Origin of the sequence: Streptomyces sp. NBC_00158 (assembly GCF_045160885.1) — a bacterium.
GTDB lineage: Bacteria > Actinomycetota > Actinomycetes > Streptomycetales > Streptomycetaceae > Streptomyces.
The window spans coordinates 7,533,166-7,549,026 of record NZ_CP108161.1 but is presented as its reverse complement, the minus strand read 5'-3'; the positions used below and the strand labels follow the sequence as shown (position 1 = coordinate 7,549,026).

15 protein-coding genes are annotated in these 15,861 nt (G+C 74.2%); 8 read left to right on the top strand and 7 right to left on the bottom strand.

Annotated elements, in window-relative coordinates; all coding sequences use genetic code 11:
* The first annotated feature begins 17 nt into the window (after positions 1-17).
* The 6 genes from OG553_RS34710 to OG553_RS34685 all read left to right on the top strand — a co-directional run bounded on the left by OG553_RS34710 (position 18) and on the right by OG553_RS34685 (position 6,937).
* Complete coding sequence (locus tag OG553_RS34710; RefSeq protein WP_405982832.1) at positions 18-1,190, top strand: aminotransferase class V-fold PLP-dependent enzyme; 1,173 nt, start codon at positions 18-20, stop codon at positions 1,188-1,190.
* A gap of 140 nt (positions 1,191-1,330) precedes the next feature.
* On the top strand, positions 1,331-1,654 hold the full coding sequence (locus OG553_RS34705; protein ID WP_405982831.1) for a hypothetical protein: 324 nt from the start codon (positions 1,331-1,333) through the stop codon (positions 1,652-1,654).
* A gap of 153 nt (positions 1,655-1,807) precedes the next feature.
* Positions 1,808-2,878 carry a hypothetical protein gene (locus OG553_RS34700; RefSeq protein WP_405982830.1) on the top strand — a complete coding sequence of 357 codons (1,071 nt, stop codon included), beginning with the start codon at positions 1,808-1,810 and terminating at the stop codon, positions 2,876-2,878.
* A 470-nt stretch (positions 2,879-3,348) separates the two neighbouring features.
* Complete coding sequence (locus tag OG553_RS34695) at positions 3,349-4,362, top strand: NAD-dependent epimerase/dehydratase family protein (protein ID WP_405982829.1); 1,014 nt, start codon at positions 3,349-3,351, stop codon at positions 4,360-4,362.
* On the top strand, positions 4,356-5,669 hold the full coding sequence (locus OG553_RS34690; protein WP_405982828.1) for a DegT/DnrJ/EryC1/StrS family aminotransferase: 1,314 nt from the start codon (positions 4,356-4,358) through the stop codon (positions 5,667-5,669). The genes OG553_RS34695 and OG553_RS34690 overlap by 7 nt, the downstream gene beginning before the upstream one ends.
* A 143-nt stretch (positions 5,670-5,812) precedes the next feature.
* Positions 5,813-6,937 (top strand): MFS transporter, encoded by a 1,125-nt coding sequence (locus tag OG553_RS34685; protein ID WP_405982827.1) that lies wholly within the window; start codon positions 5,813-5,815, stop codon positions 6,935-6,937.
* 47 nt (positions 6,938-6,984) lie between these two features.
* On the opposite strand, the gene OG553_RS34680 is transcribed toward OG553_RS34685, so the two are convergent.
* Positions 6,985-8,046 (bottom strand): hypothetical protein, encoded by a 1,062-nt coding sequence (locus OG553_RS34680; protein WP_405982826.1) that lies wholly within the window; start codon positions 8,044-8,046, stop codon positions 6,985-6,987.
* Between the two features lie 137 nt (positions 8,047-8,183).
* On the opposite strand from OG553_RS34680, the gene OG553_RS34675 reads away from it, so the two are divergent.
* Positions 8,184-8,597, top strand: coding sequence for a DUF1062 domain-containing protein (locus OG553_RS34675; protein WP_405982825.1), 414 nt, complete (start codon positions 8,184-8,186; stop codon positions 8,595-8,597).
* Positions 8,598-8,779: 182 nt separating this feature from the next.
* Here OG553_RS34675 and OG553_RS34670 read toward each other — a convergent pair whose 3' ends face one another.
* The 4 genes from OG553_RS34670 to OG553_RS34655 form a co-directional block, all read right to left on the bottom strand.
* Complete coding sequence (locus tag OG553_RS34670) at positions 8,780-9,487, bottom strand: hypothetical protein (RefSeq protein WP_405982824.1); 708 nt, start codon at positions 9,485-9,487, stop codon at positions 8,780-8,782.
* Positions 9,488-9,605: 118 nt separating this feature from the next.
* Positions 9,606-10,301 (bottom strand): response regulator, encoded by a 696-nt coding sequence (locus tag OG553_RS34665; protein ID WP_405982823.1) that lies wholly within the window; start codon positions 10,299-10,301, stop codon positions 9,606-9,608.
* Positions 10,298-11,467 carry a sensor histidine kinase gene (locus tag OG553_RS34660; protein WP_405982822.1) on the bottom strand — a complete coding sequence of 390 codons (1,170 nt, stop codon included), beginning with the start codon at positions 11,465-11,467 and terminating at the stop codon, positions 10,298-10,300. Before OG553_RS34660 ends, OG553_RS34665 begins: the two co-directional genes overlap by 4 nt.
* A gap of 17 nt (positions 11,468-11,484) precedes the next feature.
* A complete protein-coding gene (locus OG553_RS34655; RefSeq protein WP_405982821.1) occupies positions 11,485-12,270 on the bottom strand; it encodes a hypothetical protein in 786 nt (261 codons plus the stop codon).
* Between the two features lie 182 nt (positions 12,271-12,452).
* On the opposite strand from OG553_RS34655, the gene OG553_RS34650 reads away from it, so the two are divergent.
* On the top strand, positions 12,453-14,339 hold the full coding sequence (locus tag OG553_RS34650) for a hypothetical protein (protein ID WP_405982820.1): 1,887 nt from the start codon (positions 12,453-12,455) through the stop codon (positions 14,337-14,339).
* Positions 14,340-14,530: 191 nt separating this feature from the next.
* Here OG553_RS34650 and OG553_RS34645 read toward each other — a convergent pair whose 3' ends face one another.
* Together OG553_RS34645 and OG553_RS34640 are read right to left on the bottom strand one after the other, a co-directional pair.
* Positions 14,531-15,064 (bottom strand): hypothetical protein, encoded by a 534-nt coding sequence (locus tag OG553_RS34645; protein ID WP_405982819.1) that lies wholly within the window; start codon positions 15,062-15,064, stop codon positions 14,531-14,533.
* A 10-nt stretch (positions 15,065-15,074) separates the two neighbouring features.
* Complete coding sequence (locus OG553_RS34640; protein WP_405982818.1) at positions 15,075-15,848, bottom strand: ATP-grasp domain-containing protein; 774 nt, start codon at positions 15,846-15,848, stop codon at positions 15,075-15,077.
* Positions 15,849-15,861: the final 13 nt, after the last annotated feature.

Here is a 15,861-nt window from a genome sequence, read left to right as displayed (position 1 = left end):
TCGCGGGAGGCTTCCTGATGTCCGCACCCCACCACCGCCCGGAACCGCTCGCTCCGGCCCGGGAACTGTTCGACGTTCCCGAGGACGTCGCCTATTTCAACACCGCCAGCCTGGCTCCGACCCTGCGTGCCGGGCTGGACGCCGGCACCGCTGCACTCCGGTGGCGGGCGCAGCCGTGGCGGATCGGGGCCGGTGACTGGTTCGGTGCGGCCGAGGAGCGGCGGGGGCTGTTCGCCGCGCTGATCGGGGCGGGTGCGGACGACATCGCGCTGGTGCCGGCGACCAGTTACGGGATGGCGGTGGCCGCGGCGAACCTGGACGCGGCGCCGGGCAGCCGGGTGCTGGTCCTCGCCGACGAGTACCCGTCAGGGATCTACACGTGGTGGCGCTTCACCGAGCGCACCGGCGCTCGCATGCTGACCGTACGGCGCGAGGCCGGCCAGAGCTGGACCGAGGCGGTGCTGGCGGCCCTCGACGATTCGGTGGCCGTCGTGTCGGTTCCCCAGGTGCACTGGACCGACGGGACGTGGCTGGAGCTGGAACGCATCGCCGAGGCCGCCCGCGGCACGGGGGCGGCGCTGGTCGTCGACGCGAGCCAGTCCGCCGGCGCCGTCCCGCTGGACGTCGGGGTGCTACGGCCCGACTTCCTGGTCAGCGTCGGGTACAAGTGGCTGCTGGGGCCCTTCGGTCTCGGCTACCTCTACGCCGCTCCCGCGCACCAGGACGGGCGGCCGCTGGAGGAGAACTGGATCCTGCGGCAGGACTCCCAGGACTTCGCCGCCCTCGTCGACTACCGCACCGCGTACCAGCCCGGCGCACGCCGCTTCGACGTCGGGGCGCGCACCGCTTTCGAGCTGACTCCCATGGCGATCGCCGCTCTGCGGCAGCTCACCGCCTGGACCGTCCCCCGCATCGCGGCCACCCTGGAGACCACCACCGCCCTCATCGCGCAGCACGCCCGGCGGCGCGGTCTGCACGTCCCGGGCCCGCACGGCCCGCACATGCTCGGCATCACCCTCCCCGCCCGCCTCCAGCAGGCCACCGCCCGCGCCCTGGAACGATCCGGCGTGTTCGTCGGAGCCCGCGGCAACGCCCTGCGGATCAGCCCCCACCTCCACACCACCGCCCACGACGTCGACCGGCTCTTCGACGCACTCGACACCGCCCTCGGCCATCCGCCCGCGTCCTGACCGTCCCGGGCGTCGGCGCAGGGGCGGCGCAGGCTGCGCCGTACGGATGGAATCGTGCCGTACGGGGCACGGTGCCGGGTCCTGGCGCGCGTAGCCGCCTACGTTCGCACTGCCCCCGCCCTCCACGAAAGGCAGAACCCGTGCGATCGCCGCGCTGCGCCCTGACCGCTCTCGCCGTCGGCGGCATCCTCCTGGCGGGCGCGTCCGCCGCCTCGGCCGATGACGGCTTCTTCGTCTACGCCCCGATCGACAACACGTACTCGATCGTCTTCGGCGACCTGTCCCAGATCGCGGGGGACGACGTGTTCAACGCCGGCCGCGACAACACGGTCGGCTCCCACAACGGCACGGCGCCGGCCGGCGACCTGGGCGCGGCGTCCCTGACGGGCACCCAGATCCTGAGCGACGAGGCCCTGATGCAGGGTGCCGCCGGCCAGTGGAGCGACAGCGTCCTCGGCGGGTGACACCGGTATGCGGTGAACCGCAAGGGCAACCCCGCATACGGTCCGGTGCCGGGAGGCACGGGCCCGGGGCTGCGCGAACCGAGACCGAAACGAGTCCGGTACTTTGCCTCAGCGTTCGCCCACCGTGATCCCGACCAGGGATGATGACTCCTCGTGCTCACGAACATCATCACTGCCGTCGGTCTGGTCGTCCTCCTCTGGGCGATCGTCCACACCACCCGCATAGCCGTTCGCAACCGGAAAGCCCGGGGCTTCGACGCCGCCGCCTACGGCCTCGTCCCGCGCGATCGGCTCGACAGCCGTCGCTCCGGCCCGCCCAGCGACGAGCCCGCGCTGCGCGGCGCCGTCGAGGCCGCCCTTCACGGCGAGTGGGAGCCCGCGGCCGGGCTCCTCGCGGACACCGCGGAACGCCGGGACTGGGCGGAGCGCTGGCGGCTCGTCGAGGCGTTCGCGGACCTGGCCGTGGAGGACGAGCGCTGGCTGCGGATCTGGCGCGCCAAGCGGCCGCAGGACGCGGACCCCGTCGTGGTCCACGCCCACGCCCTGCTGCTCCGCGCCTGGGCGGCGCGCGGCGAGGAGACCATCGACCAGACCTCCGCCGAGCAGGTGGCGCTGTTCAGGGAGCTGCTGCCGACGGCCGTGTACGCGGCCCAGGAGGCGGCCAGGCTGGCACCGGCCGATCCGTCCCCGTGGGTCACGATGGTCGCCGCCGCGCGGGGACTCGGGCTGCCCCACGAGGAGTTCCGCGGTCTGTGGAGCGAGGTCACGAGCCGTGCGCCGCATCACTACGACGCGCACTGGCACGCCCTGCAGTACTGGTGCGCGAAGTGGCACGGCTCCCACCGGCTGATGTTCGAGTTCGCCAAGCAGGCCGCGGTGTCCGCTCCGGCCGGGAGCCTGCTCTCCGCCGTCTACCTGCACGCCGTGTACGAAGCCACCCTCCAGGACGGAGACGCGGCCTACCGCACCTGGGTCACCAAGCCCGTGCTCGCCCGCGTCCAGGCCGACCTGGCGCAGGCCGCTCCGGGGGACCGCCGGCTCCCCGCGGTACGGCACCTGTACGCGGCCGTACTCGTGAAGACGGGGCGGTACTCGGAGGCCATGGCGCAGTTCCGGCTCATCGGCGGCTGGTGCGGAGCCGCCCCCTGGACCGACGCACGGGACGCCGCGGCGGCGTTCGACCACGCCCGCGGCCTGGCGGCCCTCCACTCGGGCCGCCCCTGAGGGGTCAGGCCCTTCGAGCGTCCCTCCGAGGGCGGGAAGTCAAGTCCGCCTAACCGGCCATCCCTGCGCCGTCGCGGAGGGGCGCCCTTTCGGCTTCCGGTTGGGCGCGGCGGCCGCGTCCGCCTCGATCAGCGCGGAATCGGACCAGCTCCGCTCCGCTGCCCGCCGCGCCGCCGGGCGGGACGCGGTCTCGGCCACTCTCCCCGACACCCCTTGCGCCGGCGGGGAGGCCCCGTGGTGAACTGGTTGAGCCGTAACCGATCAGATGCGTGAGCGGTACTGCGGCGCGTCCGGGCCAGGGTTGAAGAGCACCGCGTTTCGAGCGCAGCGCCGAGTGCGCGGCGGCAGGCGTGTGCGCCCCGGGCCACCACCGGTCAGTGTCCGCCCCCGCCTGCCTTTCCCCGCCTTGCGTCCTGGATGGAGTGATCGTGCACCACGGCTCCGACATGCCCGAAACACACTTTGAGCGAGTGGCCGTCACCGGCGGAGCCGGCTTCGTCGGCCGGCATCTCGTGACCGCCCTCAGCCTGTTGTCCCAGACGGTCACCGTCGTCGACCAGGCCCCCCTCCCCCCGGACCTCGCGGCCCTGCCCGGCGTCTCCTACGTCCGCGCCGACCTGCGCGACTACGGTGAGACCTTATTGGCGCTGCAGAGCGCCGACGTCGTGTTCCACCTCGCCGGGAACGCCAGCGGCACCGAGTCCGTGGTCAATCCCCGGCACGACTTCCACCTCAACGCCCTCGGGACCTGCAACGTCGGCAACGCCTGCCTGGAACTGGGCGCGCGCCGGCTCGTCTACCTCTCCTCCGCCATCGTGTACGGCACCCCGCGCCGCAGCCCGATCCGTGAGGACCATCCCACGCAGCCCTTCCTGCCGTACGGCGCCTCGAAGCTCTCCGGCGAACTGACCCTGCGCAGCCTGCACGCGACGGCCGGACTGCCCGTCGTCATCGGCCGGTCCTTCGTCGTCTACGGCCCGGGCGAGGACCCGCGCAGGGCAGGCGGCGAGGTCTCGCAGTTCCTGCGCTGGCACCTCAACGAGCAGCCCATCCCGGTGGTCGGCGACATCGACCGCAAGCGCCGCGACTTCATCCACGTCGAGGACCTGTGCCGGGCCCTGATGGCCCTGGCCGGCGGCGGCGCCGACGGCGGGACCTACAACCTGGGCACCGGCACCGCCGTCTCGATGCGCGAGCTGGCCGGGGCGGTGGGGGCCGCGACCGGGCGCCCGGCGCTGCTGGACGCCGACACCTCCAGCCTGGCGGACAGCTTCACCCTCCTCGCCGACGTCACCCGTCTGGAAGGGCTGGGGTTCACCCCCCGGGTCACCCTGACCGAGGGCCTGGCGCGCCTGGCCGGCCTGCTCGGCCCCTTCCCCGAACTCCCCTCCGCCAAGGCGTTGTTCCGCCGCGAGCCGCCGGCCCGCCGGAGCCTGACGCTGACGGCCTCCGTCGGGGCCGGTGAGGAGGCCCGGACGTGCTAGCCGTCGACGGAGGTTCCCCGCTGCTCGCCGAGGACGAGGTGGCGCCCTGGCCGCACATCGTCGACGCCGACCGCAAGGCCGTGCTCGACGCGATGGAAGGGGCGACCCCCTGGCACTGGCCCATGCGTACGGTGCGCGACCTGGAGGACGCCTGGGCCGGGTTCACCGGCATGCCCCACGTGCTGGCCGCCAACTCCGGTACGGCCGCCCTGCACATGGCGATCGCGGCCGCCGGCGTGGAGCCCGGCGACGAGGTGCTCGTACCGGCCGACACCTTCCTCGCCTCGGCCTCCTGCGTGCTCCAGGCCAACGCGATTCCGGTGTTCGTGGACACCGACCTCGCGACGTTCAACCTCGACCCGGCCCGGATCGAGGAACGGATCACCGACCGCACCCGGGCCGTCGTCTCCGTCGACCTCAACGGCCTGCCCGCAGACTACGACGCACTGCGGGCGATCACCGACCGGCACGGCCTCGTCCTCATCGAGGACGCCTCCCAGGCCCACGGCGCCACCTACCGGGGCCGTCCGGTCGGCTCCCTCGCCCCACTGAGCGGAGCCAGCCTCAACGGGTCCAAGACCCTGTCCGCCCTCGGCGAGGGCGGCCTGTTCGCGGCCCGCGACGAGGAGCAGCACCGGCTGGCGCGGCGCGTGCTGATGTTCGGCGAGGAACTGCCGGACCAGAGCCGGGACTACAACGCCCGCATCATGGGCTGGAACTACCGCATCGACGTCCTGGCCGCCGCGTTCGCCCGCTCCCAGCTCACCCGCCTGTCGGAGATGTCCCTGGTCCGGCAGGCCAACGGCGCGACGCTCACCCGGGCCCTCGCCGAGGTACCGGGCATCCGCACGCCGGTCGTGCCCGAGGACCGCACGCACGTCTACTTCTTCTATCCGCTGCTCGTCATGCCCGAGGAACTCGGCCTCGACGGCCTGCCCGTCGCCGCCTTCCGCGACGCGCTCGCCCGGGCGGTGAACGCCGAAGGCCTGAACATCATGCGCTGGCAGCCGCAGCCGGTACCCGGTCAGACCCTGTTCCAGGAGCTGCGCGGCTACGGCCGGGGGTGCCCCTGGAGCTGCGGGCACGCCCGTCCCGGACACCACTACGATCCGGCGCAGTACCCGGTGAGCGAGGAGGTCTGCCTCCGCCGCCTGGTGCTGGGGCAGAGCTTCAGCTCTTTCGGCCCGCCCAACGACGTGCGGACGATGCACCGCTACGCCGAAGTCCTGTACAAGGTCCTTGTCGAGGAACGGGAGGGGCTGATCGCCCTGACCCGGCGGACGGCCGCCTCGGCAGGGCGCCAGTGACAAGGGGACGGACGTAGATGCGCGACGAGCCCGATCCCGGAACCGATGCGGGGGCCGGGGCCGTGGCCGGGGGCGGACGAGCGGCTTCGCAGTCCGTCCGTCACCGGAGCCGGAGTCCGCGCCGGAGCCGGAGTCCGCGGACGATGCGGCTGGCCGTCTGCGCGGTCTTCTTCGTCACCGGAGCCGCCTTCGCCACCTGGGCGGCCCGGGTACCCGCCGTCCAGAGCCGGCTGGACCTGTCCGCCGGGGAACTGGCCGTGGCGCTCGTCGGCCTGAGCGGCGGCGCCTTCCTCGGGCTGCCGCTCGTGGGCGGCCTGGTGGCCAGGTACGGCAGCCGTACGGTCCTGCGCACCGGCATGGCCGCCTACCTGGGCGCCCTCGCGAGCCTGCCCCACGTCCCGAACCTGACCGTGCTGACGGGGGCCCTGGCCGTGTTCGCGTGCGGCAACACGGCCGTCGACGTCGCGATGAACACCCAGGGCGTCCTCGTCGAACGCGCCTACGGCCGTCCGGTCCTCGGCGGCTTCCACGCCATGTTCAGCCTCGGCGGCATCACCGGTGCCACGGCGGGGGGCCTGGCGGCCTCCGCCGGAATCGGCATCCGGGCGCACTTCACGGTGACGGCGCTCGTCCTGCTGGTGGTGGCGGGGGTGGCGGCCACGGCCCTGGCCCCCGAACCACCGCCGGCCGAGGGCCCCTCCCGGGCGGGGCCCCTGCTGGCCCTGCCCGGCCCGGGCCTGTGGGTCCCCGGGCTCGTGGCGTTCTGCGCCCTGATGGGCGAGGGCGTGGTCAACGACTGGGGCGCGGTGTACCTGAAGGAGGAGACCGGGGCTTCACCCGGCGCCGCGGGCCTGGGCTACGCCGTCTTCTCCGCCGGCATGGTCGTCGGCCGCCTCACCGCCGACCGGCTGCGCGCCCGCCTCGGCACGGCCCGCTTCACGCTCCTGTGCGCGGTGGCGGCCGGCGCCGGAGCCCTCGTCCCGATCGTCGACGCGACGACGACGGCCGGCTTCGTCGGCTACGCCCTGCTGGGCCTGGGTCTGGCCGCGGTCATCCCCCTCGTCTTCGCCCACGCGGCCGCCCTGCGGCCCGAACGCGCCGGCTCCTCCATCGCCGCCGTCTCGGCGGTGGGCTACGTCGGCTTCCTGGCGGGCCCCCCGGTCATCGGCGCGCTGGCGGAGGCGACGACCCTGCGGTGGGCGATGCTGGTGCTGCCCGCGCTGATGGCTGCCATGGCAGCCCTCGCCCCCCGCCTGCGCCGCCCCTGACCCCGCCCGGCTGTTCAGCACCCTTGCGGCAGCGGTGGTACGAGGTGTCAGTCCGTGCAGGTGCCGATGGGCGTCGGGGCGCAGTTGGTGAAGATGTTGTCGGTGACGGTGGTGGTGCCGGTGAGGTTGACGGTCCCGCTTTCGTTGAAGATGCCGCCGGGGGTGTTGACGGGGGCGGAGTTGCGGGTCACCGGACTGTCGCGGACGGTCAGGGTGGCGCCGCGGTTGGCGAGACCGCCGCCTCCGTCGCCGAAGGAGCGGTTGGCGAAGACGGTGGTGCGCAGCAGGGTGAGGTTGCTGCTGCCGCGGGTCGTGACGCCGCCGCCGGCGCCGTCGGCTGACACGTTGCCTCGGATGAGGGTGTCGGTGACGGTTCCGGTGAGGTTGTAGGCGTTGATGCCGCCGGCGTCGAACTGGGCGGCGTTGTCTGTGATGTTGCTGTTGGTCACGGTCAGGGTTGCGTTGCTGCCGTCGATGCCTCCGCCGTCCGATCGGGCGGTGTTGCCTGCGATGGTGGAGCCGGAGATGGTGGCTGTGCCGTACGACTGGATGCCGCCGCCGTTTTCCGAGGAGTAGTTGTAGGTCACGGTGCTGTTGCGGACGATGAGTGTGCCTCCGCTGACGATGCCTCCGCCGTCGGTTCCGCTACCGCCCCTGTTCTTGGTGACGGTGGTGGAGTTGAGGGTGAGGGTGGTGCCGCTGTTCGCTGCGATGCCGCCGCCACCGGCGTTGAATGCGAGGCCCTCGCTGACGGTGAGGTTGTTCAGGGTGAGCCGGCCGCCGGGCCCGGTGACTTGGAGGATGCGGAAGGCGGCGGCGGACTGGCGGCGGATCGTGCTGCCGTTGCCGATGACGTTGATGTCGCTGGTGATCGCGGGGAGGCCGTTGCCGGGGTGGTCGGCGGCCGTGAGGTTGTAGGTGCAGCCGAGGGCGAGGAAGAGGGTGTCCGGGCCGGGGAAGGTGTTGGCCTGGTTGATGGCGGTGCGCAGGGCTGTCGCGCTACAGGGGACGGGCAGCGGGATGTGAGCCTGGGCGGGGGTGGGCAGGGCGACGAGCGCCGCCAGGGCCCCCGCAGCGCCCGCGAGGGCGGTGAGCTTGACCTTGAGCATGGTTCGCAAAATATGCATATCGCTTCTATGGGGCGCCGCGGGACACCGGCCGGTCCCCCGCATGGGGCACTCCCACCGCCCGGTCGGCCCCGCCCCGGCTCGACGGCCGTGCGTCCGGGGCGCGCGGGCCAAAGACCGTGGAACGGGGCCGTCGCCCGCCGGTAGCGTGCCCACGAACCACGTTCCTGGAGCGGACGAACGTACGTTCCGTCCGGCCCGGGCTGCTGGACCGGCTGCACGGCAACGACCCCGGCCTGGCGGCCGAGCTGCTGCGCGATCCGGTCCTGCTGCGCCGCAACCGCATCGCCCTCGACTGGGGCGACGCCTGGCGCCTCGACACCGGAGCGCCCGTGCCCCCTGACGCCGAAGCCATCGACGTCCAGGTCCGCTTCACGACGCGGATCCCCGTCCGGCCCCTTCGGCTGATCGCCGAGGGCTGCGGCCTCTCGCGAGCGGAGGCGGAGCGGCTGGCCGCCGACGGGCGGATCGTCTCCGCGGTCCGGCTGGGCGGCCGGCTGTCGGGCGACTTCGCCTTCACGCTCAAGCGCTGAGCCGGATCCCCTTCGTCCGTACGGCTGATGCGGAGTTTGGGCCGTACGGACGCGGGGCCGCAGCGCGGGCATGGCCGAGCGGGACGCGAAGACCGTGACCACGAAGGTCCCGGCGCGGCTGGACCGGCTGCCCTGGTCGCGCCGGCACTGGATGATCGTGCGCGGCCGCCGGCTCGTGCCGGTCAGCCAGGGGCCCCGGGACGCTCCGCCTTCGCCAGGGCCGCTTCGCGCCTCCCGCGCTCCTGCTCCGCCCAGGCGTCCGAGTCGATGCGCTTGCGGTAGACCTGCTCCGGTTCCGCCGCACCCAGGTGGACCGTCCAGACCCACATGACGGCCGACGCCACGAAGAGGACGCACGCCGCGAGCAGGTACGAACCGATCTCCTCGGACTCGTCGACGCCCTCCTCGTGCATGAAGCCCGGTACGCCGGAGACGAGTGCGTTCACCCACCACGCGAGCGCCACGTTGAAGAGGGCCAGGGAGATCCAGTACACGACCCGCATGCCCTTCGCGGGGCCGCTCAGCTCCCCCAGCAGGAGCAGACGCCGCAGCGTTACCGGCCCCGTCCGGTGGCGGGTGCCCGTATCCGATTTGGCGCGGCGGACGGATGCGTAGCAGTCGTCCAGCCAGCGGCCCGGATCCGAGTCCGGGTCCCGGTCCTGGTCCGGGGCCGCGTCCGGGCCACTGCTGCCCGCCTGCTCCCTGGCCTGGATCCAGCCGGTGATGAACTGGATCTCCAGCTGCGCCTTCTCCAGCTGCCGACGGTAGTGGTGGTCGGCGCTCCGCGCCTCGCGCCGGTCCCGGACGAGGAGGCTGACCCCGCCCACCAGGCCGCTGACCACGGGCACGAAGAACGGGGCGAACAGCACCAGGGAGTCCATGAATGCCACCGCACGCGCCTCCTCACCCGCCCAGCCTCCCATCACCGCCGCCCGCGGCCCCGTCCGCGCGGGCCGAACGGGTGACTGCCGTCGGGGACGGCTCCTTGCCTCCGCCCATCAGGCAGGGTCAGCTGGGCGGGGCGTCGCCGGCGCTGCCCGTCGAGACGACTCCGGCTTCGTAGGCCGCGATCACCAGTTGGGCGCGGTCGCGGGCCGCCAGTTTGGCCAGCAGACGGCCGATGTGGGTCTTCACCGTGCCCATGCTCAGGTGCAGGCGGGCGGTGATCTCGTCGTTCGACAGGCCTCGTGCGATCAGTCGCAGCACCTCCAGCTCCCGCTGCGTGACCCCCGTCAGCGTGGCCGGGGCCCGGTGCGGGGCGGGGGCGGGGCGGCTGGTGAAGTCCTGGATGAGGCGGCGGGTCACCGACGGGGCCAGCAGGGAGTCGCCCGCGGCGACGACGCGGATCGCGGCCAGGAGCTCCGCGGGCGGGGCGTCCTTGAGGAGGAAGCCCGCCGCGCCGGCGCGGAGGGCGGCGTAGACGTACTCGTCGAGGTCGAAGGTGGTCAGGATCAGCACCCTCGCCCCAGCGGTCTCCGGGGCCCCGCAGATCTGCGAGGTCGCCTCGATGCCGTCCGTGCCGGGCATGCGGATGTCCATCAGGACCACGTCCGGCCGGTGCGTCCGGGTGAGTTCGACGGCTTCGGCTCCGTCCCCCGCCTCTCCGACGGCGACCATGCCGGGCTCGTTGTCGACGAGGATCCGGAACGAGCCCCGCAGCAGCGCCTGGTCGTCGACGACGAGGACGCGGATGTCGCCGGTCATGCGGTGCGCCCCGTTCCGTCCTGCGGCAGGCGGGCCGAGACCGCGAAGCCCCCTTCGGGGCGCGGGCCCGCGCTGAACGTGCCGCCGAACGCCGTCGCCCGCTCCCGCATGCCGAGCAGGCCGTGCCCGCCCGGCCGTTCGCGGCCGGTGTCCCGTGCGCCGTCGTCCGTGACGTCGACGCGCACCTCGCGGGGGTCGGCCTCGACCGTCACCCGGCACCGTGCGGGGGCCGCGTGCTTGACCGTGTTGGTGAGGGATTCCTGGACGATCCGGTGCACGGCGAGGGCGATTCCGGCCGGCAGGCCCGCGTCCGGGACCCGGACCGTCAGCTCGACGTCCACGCCGCCCTGTCGCGCCCGCTCGGCCAGCAGGTCCAGTGCGGCGAGTCCCGGCGCCGGATCCAGCGGGGCGGCGGCCGTGCCGGTGCGCAGGACGCCCAGGGCGCGGCGCATCTCGGTCATGGCCGCGCGGCTGGTGTCCTCGATGACGCGCAGCGCCTCGACCGCCTCCTGCGGGCGGCGCTCGGCGACGTGTCCGGCGACGCCGGCCTTCACCGCGATCAGGCTGAGGCCGTGCGAGACGATGTCGTGCAACTCCCTTGCGATGCGCAGACGTTCCTCGGTGATGGCCGCGTCCGTGCGGCGCCGCTCCCGGTCTGCTTCCCGGTTCCGGCGGCCGCGTACGGCGACGCCCGCCGCCCAGCCGCCGCCGAGGACCAGCCAGACGATGGCGGTCACGCCGGCCGCCCCGCTCCAGGTCTCGGCCGGAGTGAGCACGGCTTCCCCGGTCAGGACCGCGGCCGCGGCGGTGGCGAGCGCGGCGGCGAGAACCGGTACCGCCCGCCGCGCGGGCGTGGTGAGGGCGACCGTGTAGAGGGTGAGGCCGACCGCGGTCCACGGCTCGCGCGTGATGTCCAGCAGGGTGGCGGCGACGGCTCCGGCGAGGGCGGCCCCCGCCGCCGGTACGGGCCACCGCCGGCGCACCGCGACCGGGAGGCCGGCCACCGCGGCGACGAGGACGCCCGCCCACACCGGTCCGGTGTAGGCGGGCTGGGTGCCGCTGCCGGGCATGCCGGCGAAGCCCGCGTAGGCGGCGGTCACCAGGAGCGCGGCGGCCAGGTCCAGCGCGAGGAGGTGGCTGTCGTGCGGTCGCCGGGGGAAGCGCATGATCCGACCGTACATCGTCAACCGGCCCGCCCGATCAGGGTCATGAGCACGCCGGTGCCGATGATCACGGCGCTCCAGCGCAGCACGGAGGCGCGGCGGGGGGCCCGACCGTCGCGCAGGACCGTGACGCCCAGCGGGACGAGGGCGAGGCAGAGTCCGGCGACGGCCACCACCGATGCCGGGCTGGTGCCCTTGAGGACACCGAGCGGCAGCGCGGCGGTCGCCGCGAGCGCGAGGGCCCGGACCGGGCCGAGTACGCGGGCCCGCCAGGCGCCGGCCGCGAGGAGCAGCCAGCCGCCCGTGATCGCGATGTTGAGGGCGCTGAAGACGTGGAAGGCGCCGTACGTCTGGGCGACGAACCGTGTCGCCTCCTCGGCGCCCTGCCGGTCGGCGAGTTGGAAGGCGAGGTGGTCCACCCCGGCGTGGAAGGTGCGGGCGAAGAGCCCGAGTACGGCGAACACCCCGCCCCACAGGGCCGGTCCCGGTCGCCGTCGGCCGATCCGGGCCGCGAGCGTGGCAACGGCGGGCCACAGCAGGAGGGTTCCGGCGGCGAAGGCCCCGTAGGCCGCCGCGATCAGACCGGGGTGGGCGACCCGGGCGGCGAGCTGGTCGGGGAAGAAGAAGTGGAAGGGCAGTCGGAGGAGGACCCCCGTGCCCAGCAGCAGTGGGGCGGCCACGAGCGAGACCCCGCCCACCCAGCGGCCGGGGAAGGGTGCGTCGCCGGACCACTCCACCGGCAGCGGCCGGGCCCGCGCCGGGGTGGGGGTGTCGTGTACGGGCTGCGTGCTCGCTGTCGTCGTCATGCCGAGAAGGATCCCGCCCGACGGGTTCCCCGGGCATCGGAGCACGGTCCGCTCCTGGCATCGGACCACGGTCCGACCCGACCAGGGTGTTCAGGGCCGCGGCATCGGACCTGCGTCTGATCGGACTCGCGCGGCGGGACCCCGGCGAGGGCATCGGGACACCACGGTCTAGGATCCGCGGCATGGACGAACGGGGGGCCGGGCCGGTGGCCTGGCACGTGCTGGAAGGGGTGCCGGCGGGCCGGGAGGAGGTGCCGGGTCTGCTGCGCGGGCTGGTGACTTTCGGGCAACGCCAGAAGTCGTGGCTCCGGTTGGCGGACAGGCTCGGCTGGCAGAGGGACACCCCGCTCTTCGCGCACGCCGTCGAGCACCTCCTCGCCCTGCTCCCGCAGCTCGACGAGCGTCGGCTGGTGCAGGTGCTCGACTTCCTGGCCCGGCGCGGCCACGGCGCCTGCGACAGCTCCGTCGGCGTGCACCGCAGGGCGTACGAGCTGTTCACGAACGCCTGGCCCCACGTGCTGCCCCTGGTGCCGCATCGGGCGGCGGGCGTGAGGACCGGCGCGGCCTGGGTCCTGCGCTCGATCCGCTGCGCGGAGCCGGCCGCGCTCGACGCGCTGCGGCGGGCTGCCGCCGTGGAGGACGATCCGACGGCGCTCGTTGCCCAGCTGATGGCGGTCGGGCAGCCGTCGCAGGAGAAGGAGTGGTTGCTCCCCTGGCTGGACCACGGGAATCCGATGGTCGCCCTGGCCGCCGCGCGGGGCGTGCTGGCATCGGGCGACGGGGACGCCGCGGACGGTGCCGCGGGCCGTGCCGTCGCCCGTGGGCTGGCGGCCGCCGGAGGGGAGCGCCTCGCCGAAGTACCGTGGTGGCCCCTCGGCTACGAGCCGGTCCGGCGCTTCGCGGAGCTGTCGGCGCCTTACCCGTACGAGTCCGCGGCCCTGTTCGAAGCGTTGGCCGGCCACCGGCACGGGGATCTCCGCCGCGCGGCCGTGGTCACCGCCGGTGCGCGGCTGCGGTACTGGCGCGGCCCGGCGCCGGAACTCTGGGCGGCGGTCGCGGCCGGACTCGACGACGAGCCCGACGTGGCCTCCGCGTCGGTCGAGGTCCTCGCCGCGGGCGGCACGGCGGCGGCCCCGTGCGCGGACCCGCTGGTCCGTCATGTCGAGCACTCCGGTGGCGTCGGCTGCGCGGCGAACGCCGATCCGGCGGTGCGGGCCCTGGTCGGCATGGGTGACGACAGGGCCGCCGACTGGTACGCCGCACGTCTCGGGAGCCACTGGCTGGATGTCGCCCCGCTGCCCGCCCGCTGGGCCCCGCGACTGCTGCCGGTCTTCCGCCGACGGCTCGCCGGCGACGGCACCGACGGCATCGGGGGCCACGCCGTCCCCAGGATCCTGCGTACGCTCGGCGACTGGGGTCCGGTGGCCGCGCCGGCGGTGCCCGAGCTGGTCGGGCTGTTGGACTCCCCCCTCGCCCGTACGGCGGCCGAGGCGTTGGGCTCGATCGGCACGGCCGCCGCGGCCGGGAAGGCGGCCCGCCCGCTCGCCGCACTCGTTGCCGCCGCTCCCGGACCGGGCAGGCATCCGTGGCACGGCGGTGCCCAGACCGCCGCGTGGGCGTACTGGCGCGTCACGGGAGACCCGGAACCCGCCCTGCGGGTGTGCGGGGCGGCGGCCCGGGCCGGCCTCGGGCAGCCGGTGCTGCGCCATCTTGCCGACCTGGGTCCGCTGGCGGCCCGGTATGCCGATGCGGTACGGCCGTTGCTGACGTGCCCCGGAGAGTGGAGCCGGGTGGGCGCGGCCGAGGCGTGGTGGCGGATCACGGGCGACGCGGAACCGGCCGTTGCGGCCCTGCTGCCGGAGCTGGCACCGTTGGCCCGGCACGCGGTGACGCCGCTGGTGGTGCGGACCGTACGGGTTCTCGGTGCGATCGGCGGTCCGGCGGCGGCGGCCCTGCCCGTACTGCACGAGGTCGCCGCGTCGCCCCGCCGCTACGGGAGCAGCATCCCGGGGGACGAGGAGCTGCTCCGGGCCGTGCGGGAGGCGCTGACCGCCATCGAGGCGAGCTGAGGGGACGCCGCCGCGTCACTCGGGCGGGCTCCCGCGGGTGGTCTGCGGCCGGCGACCAGGCTCTCGTCCCCGAGCCGGGGCCTTCGGCGGCGGTGAAGGCGGCGGTCTCCACTCGCCCGGGGGTTCGGCGTGTTCCGGTCCTCGACGAGGTGTTCGGGCAGGTCAAAGGGGCGGGCCGGGGGTGTTGACCGTCAGTCGGGGAAGGAGAAGTAGAGCGCGTCGGCGTAGAAGGACGCGAAGTGCGTCTGCCAGTCGGCCCGGACCGATGCCAGCCAGTCGTCGTCCTGGCCGGCGATCGCCGCCTCGGCCCGTGCGACGGCGGCGGGGACGTCCTCGGACACCAGGCGCCGGACGCTCTCTGCCGGATCGTCGCCCGACATCGAGACGATCTCGCCGGTCTCGAGGAGGAAGTACTCGGCCTGCTGCTTCTGCAGGTGAGCCGTGGTCCTGGCGACGCATTCGGCGAACTCGGCGTCGTCCTCCAGGCCCTTGCCGACCGCACTCAGGAGGTCGCGGAGCAGGGCCGCCCCGCCCGCATAGTCCGCGGCGATGCCGATCGGAGGGTTCCAGATCATGGACGGGACGACGGTCGTCCCGCGCCCCACCATGAGCTTGTGCGCGAGCGGGATGTCCCAGTTGTGCTCGGATATGCACCGGATCGGCTTGGGGATCTCTGCCTCGTTCGGCATCGAGTCCGCGGAGTAGAGGTATGAACGGTTCGCCATGTCGGTGACGCTAACACCGGGGACCGACAACGCCGCTCAGGTGCGGTCGGTCGCGCGCGGCGACCGCGTCCATCGGGCCGGCGGCGCGGAGGACCACGTCGAGGACGCGGTCCGGTTCGGCGGCGTAGCAGTGCGCGAACCAGGCCATGTTGGCCTCGACGACCGCCCAGCTCCCGTCGGCGAGGCGGCCGATGTCCAGGCACACGGCGCTGGGCAGGCCGGCGGCCGTGGCGTCGAGGACGGCGCGGGCGAAGGCACGGCTGCCCGCGTCCAGTGGCGCCGGGTCGAGGTGGCCGTGGACGGCGTACCGGCTTCCGGTGACGGCTTCGCCGTCGAGGACGAACAGCCGGTATTCGGCGGTGAACTCCACCACCCCGCTCACCAGGACCGGCGTGGATCCGTCGAGCCCGCCCGGCAGGGTCGTCCCGTCCTCGTGCACGGCGGCGGGCAGCAGGTCGATCTTGGCCGAGGGCGGTTTGACGAAGGCCCGCTCCCGCAGCGCGCGGGCCTCGGCGAGGTCGGTGAGTCGGACGGAGCGCCGCAGGAGGGCGTGCGGCAGGCGGGTCAGCCAGTCGTCGGCCGGTTCGAGGAGCCCGAGGCCCAGGGGGCCCGCCAGGCGTGCTGCCGCGAGGGGGCCGCCGTACCAGTGCGCCCGGCGGCCCACGGCGAGCGCCGCCCGGTCGGTCGTGTCGTAGCCGCGCCACGCCGCCGCCTTCGCGATGAGTTCGGCGGTCGAGCTGCGGGGTGCGGACAGGAGGAGTACGGGCGGGGTGCGGGCTTCCATCCCGGTGAGCCTA

What these genes read in the sequence shown, in the direction of transcription:
- OG553_RS34650 (WP_405982820.1), top strand. Translation starts at nt 12,453, where the DNA reads ATGGACGAACGGGGGGCCGGGCCGGTGGCCTGGCACGTGCTGGAAGGG.
- OG553_RS34680 (WP_405982826.1), bottom strand. Translation starts at nt 8,046, where the DNA reads ATGCTCAAGGTCAAGCTCACCGCCCTCGCGGGCGCTGCGGGGGCCCTG.
- OG553_RS34660 (WP_405982822.1), bottom strand. Translation starts at nt 11,467, where the DNA reads ATGCGCTTCCCCCGGCGACCGCACGACAGCCACCTCCTCGCGCTGGAC.
- OG553_RS34685 (WP_405982827.1), top strand. Translation starts at nt 5,813, where the DNA reads ATGCGGCTGGCCGTCTGCGCGGTCTTCTTCGTCACCGGAGCCGCCTTC.
- OG553_RS34665 (WP_405982823.1), bottom strand. Translation starts at nt 10,301, where the DNA reads ATGACCGGCGACATCCGCGTCCTCGTCGTCGACGACCAGGCGCTGCTG.
- OG553_RS34645 (WP_405982819.1), bottom strand. Translation starts at nt 15,064, where the DNA reads ATGGCGAACCGTTCATACCTCTACTCCGCGGACTCGATGCCGAACGAG.
- OG553_RS34655 (WP_405982821.1), bottom strand. Translation starts at nt 12,270, where the DNA reads ATGACGACGACAGCGAGCACGCAGCCCGTACACGACACCCCCACCCCG.
- OG553_RS34640 (WP_405982818.1), bottom strand. Translation starts at nt 15,848, where the DNA reads ATGGAAGCCCGCACCCCGCCCGTACTCCTCCTGTCCGCACCCCGCAGC.
- OG553_RS34710 (WP_405982832.1), top strand. Translation starts at nt 18, where the DNA reads ATGTCCGCACCCCACCACCGCCCGGAACCGCTCGCTCCGGCCCGGGAA.